This is a genomic window from Sphingobium cyanobacteriorum (assembly GCF_030580935.1).
In the GTDB taxonomy this organism is placed as follows: domain Bacteria; phylum Pseudomonadota; class Alphaproteobacteria; order Sphingomonadales; family Sphingomonadaceae; genus Sphingobium; species Sphingobium cyanobacteriorum.
The window spans coordinates 1-6,819 of record NZ_JAUQOM010000039.1; the positions used below are offsets into that span (position 1 = coordinate 1).

Consider the following 6,819-nt stretch of genomic DNA (forward strand, 5'->3'; position numbering starts at 1 on the left):
TGCTCAATCTTCAGCACGTCAGCACCGAGATCACCCAACGTCATTGTTGCCCAGGGGCCGGCCAAAACGCGAGACAGGTCGAGAACCTTGATTCCGTTCAGTGCGACGCTCATCGGAAACGCGATCCTTCCTCTATCCGTTTCAACAAAATATCGGAGAAAGGCCTACGCGGATAAGGCGGGGCAGCTCTTCTCCTCACGGTGAATCGAGCCGCTTAATGCACCAGACTGCTCGGGCGGAAGCGACCTAATTACTTACCGTCCGAACAGTATATAACTGATAGCGGCATGTCAATCGCCATGCCGCTCAGAATTTAGTGTCTTGGAGGCTACACGATAGCGTTGTGGCGCACCGCACAACCGGAGCCGCGGACGGCCTAGGAGGAAGTGTGTAAGGTTTTGGAGATAAACTTTTTGAAGCGGTCCGGTGCAGCTTCAGAGAAGAGTTTTGCGGGCGGCGCGTCCGCGATGAGCGTACCCTTTTCCAGAAAAATGATGCGGTTCGAAACCTCCCGTGCGAAATTGATCTCGTGGGTGACAATGAGCATTGTTCGTCCCTCTTTAGCCAGATCTCGAATGACCTTCAGGACCTCCCCGACAAGCTCCGGGTCTAGCGCCGATGTCGGCTCATCGAACAGGATGGCTGCTGGCCGCTGAGCAAGCGCCCTTGCAATCGCTGCGCGTTGCTGCTGCCCGCCCGATAGGTGTCTGGGGTAACTGTTGGCTTTGTCGGAAAGCCCCACCTTCGCCAACAGTGACATTGCTTCGTCCACACATTCCGTTTTTGAACGCTTCTGAACATGGACCGGCGCTTCAATGACGTTTTCGAGGATCGACATGTGTGGCCATAGATTGAAGCCTTGGAACACCATCGCGACGTCTGACCGAATCCGGTCGAGCTGTTTTCGATCCGCGGGACGGGTTCCATTCTTGGTCGTTCGCATGGCGATTTCCTCGCCCCGGATGGCGATTGTTCCCGCGCTCGGGGTTTCGAGCATGTTGATGCACCGGAGCATTGTGGACTTGCCAGAGCCCGACGATCCAAGGATCGAGACCACCTCTCCTTCATGTGCTTCGAACGTGATGCCCTTTAGCACCTCAAGATCGCCAAAGTTTTTATGGAGGTCGCGAATGGAAATTACGGGAACGTTATTCGTCTCGATTGACGTCATGGCCGCGCCTCAATGTTTGTTTTGACGGGGAGATCGCGCTGATGCGGTGACAGACGGTATTCAAGTAGAGCGATCAGGCGGGTTATTATGAAGTTGAGCGTCAGATAAATTGCACCAGCGACGATAAACACTTCGAAAGCGCGAAATGTCTGGGAGATTAGCTCCGCAGCTATACCAGTTACTTCCATGATGGTGATGGTGGAAGCGAGGGAAGTTGCTTTTACCGCGAGAATGACTTCATTGCCGTAGGCTGGCAAAGCCTGCCGGAATGCGATCGGAAGGATGATGCGCCTGTACAGTAGAAAACCGGACATGCCGCAAGCCCTTGCCGCCTCAATCAATCCGGCCGAAACGGACTTTAGCCCTCCGCGGATGATCTCACTTCCATAGGCGCCGACGCTAAGCACTAGAGCAGTGATGGCGCACCAGTAAGGTTCACGGAAAAACGGCCAGACACCCCAACTCTGGAGTTCGTGACGGAACTGTCCGAGGCCGTAGTAGATGATGAACATCTGCAGGAGGAGCGGCGAGCCGCGTATGCAAAAGACGAAAAAGGCAACGCATTGGGAAGCGACGGGGACCCGCAGGTGCGCAACAATCGCCAGGGCTGTTGCCAGGACTGTCCCGACAAGTATCGCCGTTGCGGCCAATTCGAGCGTAATAGGCAAACCGGCAATGAGCCTGACGAAAGCCTGCCAGAGAAAACCGAAATCGATCACTGTTTAGCCCCCCATCCTGCACGCAGAGCGATACTCGGCGAAGCGGAAGAGAAGCGACGAGACCACGGTGATTGTCAGATAGAGCAGTCCAGCCGTGATAAAGAACTCAAACGGTCGGCGCGTTGAACCCGAAGCCATTTGAGCTTGCCGAAGCAGTTCCACAAGCCCGACGACCGAGATGAGGGCCGTCTCTTTCAGGGCCAATTGCCATGTGTTGCCGAGGCCCGGCAATGCGTAGTGCAGTACCTGTGGTGCAACGACGCGCCTGAACAGTAGCCAACGGCCCATGCCAACCGCATGAGCCGCCTCGATACTGCCCTTGGCGACAGTGTTGAAAGCGCCTCTAAGCACTTCAGCTTGATAAGCGGCAGAAATGATCCCGATCGCGAGAACCCCAGTAGCGAACGTAGGCATTCCAACAAAACCGTTCGCCCCGAAGAAGCCGGCGAAGGTCGACAAAAGTGAGTTTCCGCCGAAGTAGAGTAGATAGATGACCAGAAGATCAGGCACGCCTCGCAGTGTGGTCGTGTAAGCGTCGGCGACGCCACGAGCCAAACGGATTGGTGACATTTTTGCCCAGGCAACGAGGCTGCCAAGAATAGACCCGATGAGGAACCCCAAAACGGCGATAGCGGACGTGACGCCCGCGCCAGCGATGAGGACACGACCCCATCCTCCTTCACCAAAACCAACAAGATCAGTGTAATTCTTGCAGCCAACCCACAGCTTGTCCAATACAATGCGCATTTTCAGAAATTACGGATGTGAAGGGCACAGTGGCGGCCTGATCGAATTGGGGATAGCCCAATTGTCGAACTACGAGACACCTGCACGGCCGCGCTCCCTCAGCCACGCTCCTCCAGCGGCATCACAGTTCGCACAAAATATTTTTATTGCAAGGAATATTTTTATTAGATACAAAGTTTTTGTTCGATTGAAGTTTGGACGCGTCGAGAAAGTGTGCCAGGTCAATCAGACAGTCCGTCGGACGACCGTATGTCGGCGTCGCCAGCCGCCGGCGGTCATCACGGAATTGCATAAATATTTACATCCGTTAAAAGTTTTCAGCGCGTTGAAACTCAAAACGGTGTGAGGCCATGATCAATCAAAAGTCTGGGGGGAGGCATGCAGGAATGGGCTTGCGGGAGCGCCAACGCCTAATAAGGCGGGAGAATGTCCGGCGTCATCACTGATGGGACCAAATTGGCTTAACTGAGAACGGAGGATTTCTGGTTCATCGTAGCCTTTCAAAGGAGCGAAGATGAGACAGAAATCCGGAACCGGGAAAGCGCCGGCAGAGCAGGTCATCAAGGACATCCGCCGTGCGACCCGCAAGCAGTATTCGTCCGAGGAGAAGATCCGCATCGTGCTGGAAGGCCTTCGCGGCGAAGAGTCGATCGCGGCGCTGTGCCGGCGCGAGGGGATTGCCGAGAGCCTGTATTACACCTGGTCGAAGGAATTCCTGGAAGCCGGCAAGAAGCGGCTGGCCGGCGATACGGCCCGCGCCGCCACCAGCGATGAGGTGAAGGTGCTGCGCAAGGAGGCGCGCGATCTCAAGGAGGTTGTCGCCGAACAGGCGCTGGAACTGCGGATTCTTAAAAAAAGCATGATTGCGGATGGGGGCGACGACGAATGAGATATCCCGCATCCGAGAAGCTGGAGATCATCCGCCTGGTCGAGAACTCGCACCTGTCGGCGCGGCGCACATTGCAGAAACTCGGTATTCCGCGATCGACCTTCAACCGCTGGTATGACCGCTTCCTTGCCGGCGGCGTCGACGCTCTGGAGGATCGCAGCCCCCGGCCGAGCCGGGTCTGGAACCGCATCCCCGATGAGGTGCGCGATCAGATCATCGAGCTGGCGCTGAACGAGCCGGAACTGTCGCCACGGGAACTGGCGGTCACCTTCACCGACACGAAGGGCTACTTCGTCTCGGAATCCTCGGTCTATCGCCTGCTCAAGGCCCATGACCTGATCACCAGTCCGGCCTTCATCGTCATCAAGGCCGCCGACGAGTTCCACGACAAGACCACAGCGCCCAACCAGCTCTGGCAGACCGACTTTACCTACTTGAAGGTGATCGGCTGGGGGTGGTTCTACCTGTCGACCGTGCTCGACGACTTCTCACGCTACATCATCGCCTGGAAGCTGTGCACCACGATGAAGGCCGAAGACGTCACCGACACGCTGACCATGGCGCTCACGGCATCAGGCTGTGACAGCGCCAGAGTTGTGCAGCGGCCGCGGCTCCTGTCCGACAACGGCCCGTCTTACGTGTCGTCCGATCTCGCCGCATGGCTATCCGACAAGGGCATGGAACATACGCGCGGAGCGCCCTGCCATCCCCAGACCCAGGGCAAGATCGAGCGATGGCATCAGACGCTCAAAAACCGCATCCTGCTCGAGAACTACTTCCTGCCGGGTGATCTCGAGCAGCAGATCGCGGCGTTCGTCGATCATTACAACCATCGCCGCTACCATGAGAGCCTCGGCAACCTCACACCCGCCGACGTCTACTTCGGCCGCGGCGACATCATCATGCTGGAAAGGGAAAGGATCAAACGCGAAACCATCATACAGCGCCGCTTGCTTCATCGAGCCGCCGCCGCCTAAAATGACAAACCTGATGGGCCAGAGCCTCCGTTAGCTCACGCCGCCTGTTGTCCCAAAAACCCTGACGACGGACAGTCGATCAAATGGCTCGGTGTCGATGTCTCGAAGTGAGACTGTGCGTTCCTACCATCAAGCAGGAGAGCTGCGAATGCAGCTCTCCACAAAGAAAGTGAATGAAGATGACGATGATACCCAACTCCAATGAAGCGCGGGATATTGCGTACCACTTCCACGCCTATACTGACGCCCGGAAGCATGAAGCGACGACGCCGCTTATCATTGACCGGGCTGAGGGGGCTTACGTCTACGACAGCAACGGGAAGCGCTACCTTGAAGGCATGGCCGGCCTTTGGAGCGTCGCCGTCGGCTTCGGCGAGCGGCGTCTCGTGCAAGCCGCTGCACGGCAGATGGAACGCCTGAGCTTTGGCCACAATTTTACTAGCCGGACGCATATGCCGGCGATCGATCTTGCGGAAAAGCTAGTAGAGATCGCCCCGGTCCCGATGAGCAAGGTGTTCTTCACGAATTCCGGTTCCGAAGCCAATGATACCGCAATCAAGATGATCTGGTACAGGTCGAATGCGCTCGGCCAGTCCCAGCGGAAAAAGCTTATTGCCCGAGAACGCGCCTATCATGGTGTCACGCTGGCCTCGGGCAGCCTGACCGCTTTCTCCTACAATCACGAATCCTTCGACATGCCCATTGCCAACGTCCTACGTACGGGCAGCCCCCATTTCTGGCGCGATGCGGAACCTGGTGAAAGCGAAGAGGATTTTGCATCCAGAAGGGCGAACGAACTGGAGAAGCTGATCCTCGATGAAGGTCCGGAGACAATCGCTGCCTTCTTCGGCGAGCCGGTCCTCGGCGCCGGAGGTGTTGTCGTTCCTCCGCGGACCTACTGGGAGAAGATTCAGGCCGTTCTGCGGAAATACGATATACTGTTGGTCGCTGACGAGGTCGTGTGCGGCTTCGGCCGAACCGGTAACATGTTCGGTTCCCAGACGTACGATATCAAACCGGACATTATGGTTCTCTCGAAGGCGCTCTCCTCGTCATACCTTCCGATTTCCGCTCTGCTCGTGAATGACAAGGTGTACCAACCGATTGCTGATGAGAGCCATCGCATAGGCACCTTCGGCCACGGCTTTACCGGCGGTGCGCATCCGGTTGCGGCGGCCGTGGCACTCGAAAACATCGCCGTCATCGAAGATCGCGACCTCGTCGGCAACGCATCACGCGTCGGTCAATACCTGCGTGACGGCCTGCAACGTTTCTCGGATCATCCGTTGGTGGGAGAGGTTCGTGGCGTTGGATTGGTCGCCGCCGTGGAACTGTTCAAGCAGAATTTCCCAAATGCAGCCGGCCTCAAGAACGGAGAACTGGGCGCCAAGGCAAATGCGTATCTCGCCGAGGAGGGCGTGCTTTTGCGCGCAGCCGTCGACGCGCTCACGATTTGCCCGCCTCTCACGATCACCGTGGGGGACGCAGACTTCTTAATCGAGAAGATCGGCAAGGTTCTCAATCGAGTTACAGCGGAACTCGCCGCATAGCGTACGCGAAATACGGATGGCAGACCACGACAGCGTAGCGGACCGGAGTTTCATGCCCCGGTCCGCATTCGCAGCGATGCTGACGGGACTGATGATCCAACGGCTCGAATTCATTCGGTATTTTTCGAATCGGGTCTCCTGGCTTATTTACTTACCGTCCAAACAGTATATAAATGCTTTAAATGCCATTGGTGGCGCAAGCAAACAGGTGAGACTACATGGCTCTCGATTCAGACACGATGAATGAACTGGTGAATACGGTCGGGCGTTTCGTTAGAGAGCGTCTTCGTCCTCTCGAGGAACAGGTCGCCGATAACGATGCTATCCCGGTCGAAATCCGCCAGGAGATCGCGAATTTAGGTCTATTCGGCCTGACGATTCCCGAAGAGTACGGTGGCCTTGGTCTCAATATGGAGGAAGAAGTCCGGATCGCACTGGAGCTGGGCAAGACCTCTCCCGCCTTCCGCTCGCTTATCGGGACCAATAACGGTATCGGCTCGCTCGGCCTCATTCTCGACGGCACGGAAGAGCAGAAGCAGCGGTATTTGCCTCGCCTTGCCACCGGCGAACTCATCAGCTCATTCGCGCTGACCGAGCCGGAAGCTGGCTCGGATGCTGCGTCGGTACGAACCACTGCAAAGCACACTGAGAACGGCTATGTGATAAATGGCACGAAACGCTTCATCACAAACGCCCCTCACGCCGGTCTTTTCACCGTTTTCGCACGCACTGACGCCTCGAAGCCCGGCGCCCAAGGTGTCTCGGC

General features: G+C 56.8%; 7 protein-coding genes. 3 read left to right on the forward strand and 4 right to left on the reverse strand.

Annotated features, from left to right (window positions below):
• The 4 genes from Q4610_RS21165 to Q4610_RS21180 all read right to left on the reverse strand — a co-directional run.
• On the reverse strand, window positions 1–113 hold a 113-nt coding region (locus tag Q4610_RS21165), incomplete at its 3' end, for a CoA transferase (RefSeq protein ID WP_304537787.1).
• A 263-nt stretch (window positions 114–376) separates the two neighbouring features.
• Window positions 377–1,171: an ABC transporter ATP-binding protein gene (locus tag Q4610_RS21170; RefSeq protein ID WP_093744154.1), complete on the reverse strand. Its 795-nt coding sequence runs from the start codon at window positions 1,169–1,171 to the stop codon at window positions 377–379.
• Entirely contained in the window at window positions 1,168–1,890 is a 723-nt protein-coding gene (locus tag Q4610_RS21175; RefSeq protein WP_033967478.1) for an ABC transporter permease, read from the reverse strand. The genes Q4610_RS21170 and Q4610_RS21175 overlap by 4 nt, the downstream gene beginning before the upstream one ends.
• A 3-nt stretch (window positions 1,891–1,893) precedes the next feature.
• Window positions 1,894–2,625, reverse strand: a complete 732-nt coding sequence (locus Q4610_RS21180; RefSeq protein ID WP_208597610.1) for an ABC transporter permease — start codon at window positions 2,623–2,625, stop codon at window positions 1,894–1,896.
• A gap of 526 nt (window positions 2,626–3,151) precedes the next feature.
• Here Q4610_RS21180 and Q4610_RS21185 point away from each other — a divergent pair.
• The 3 genes from Q4610_RS21185 to Q4610_RS21195 form a co-directional block, all read left to right on the forward strand.
• A protein-coding gene (locus Q4610_RS21185; RefSeq protein WP_093744153.1) for an IS3 family transposase occupies window positions 3,152–4,503 on the forward strand; the annotation gives its coding sequence in 2 pieces (ribosomal slippage) (window positions 3,152–3,488 and window positions 3,488–4,503; 1,353 coding nt in all).
• A 173-nt stretch (window positions 4,504–4,676) separates the two neighbouring features.
• Window positions 4,677–6,053: an aspartate aminotransferase family protein gene (locus tag Q4610_RS21190; protein ID WP_197057934.1), complete on the forward strand. Its 1,377-nt coding sequence runs from the start codon at window positions 4,677–4,679 to the stop codon at window positions 6,051–6,053.
• 218 nt (window positions 6,054–6,271) lie between these two features.
• A partial coding sequence (locus Q4610_RS21195) for an acyl-CoA dehydrogenase family protein (RefSeq protein WP_304537786.1) occupies window positions 6,272–6,819 on the forward strand: 548 nt, incomplete at its 3' end.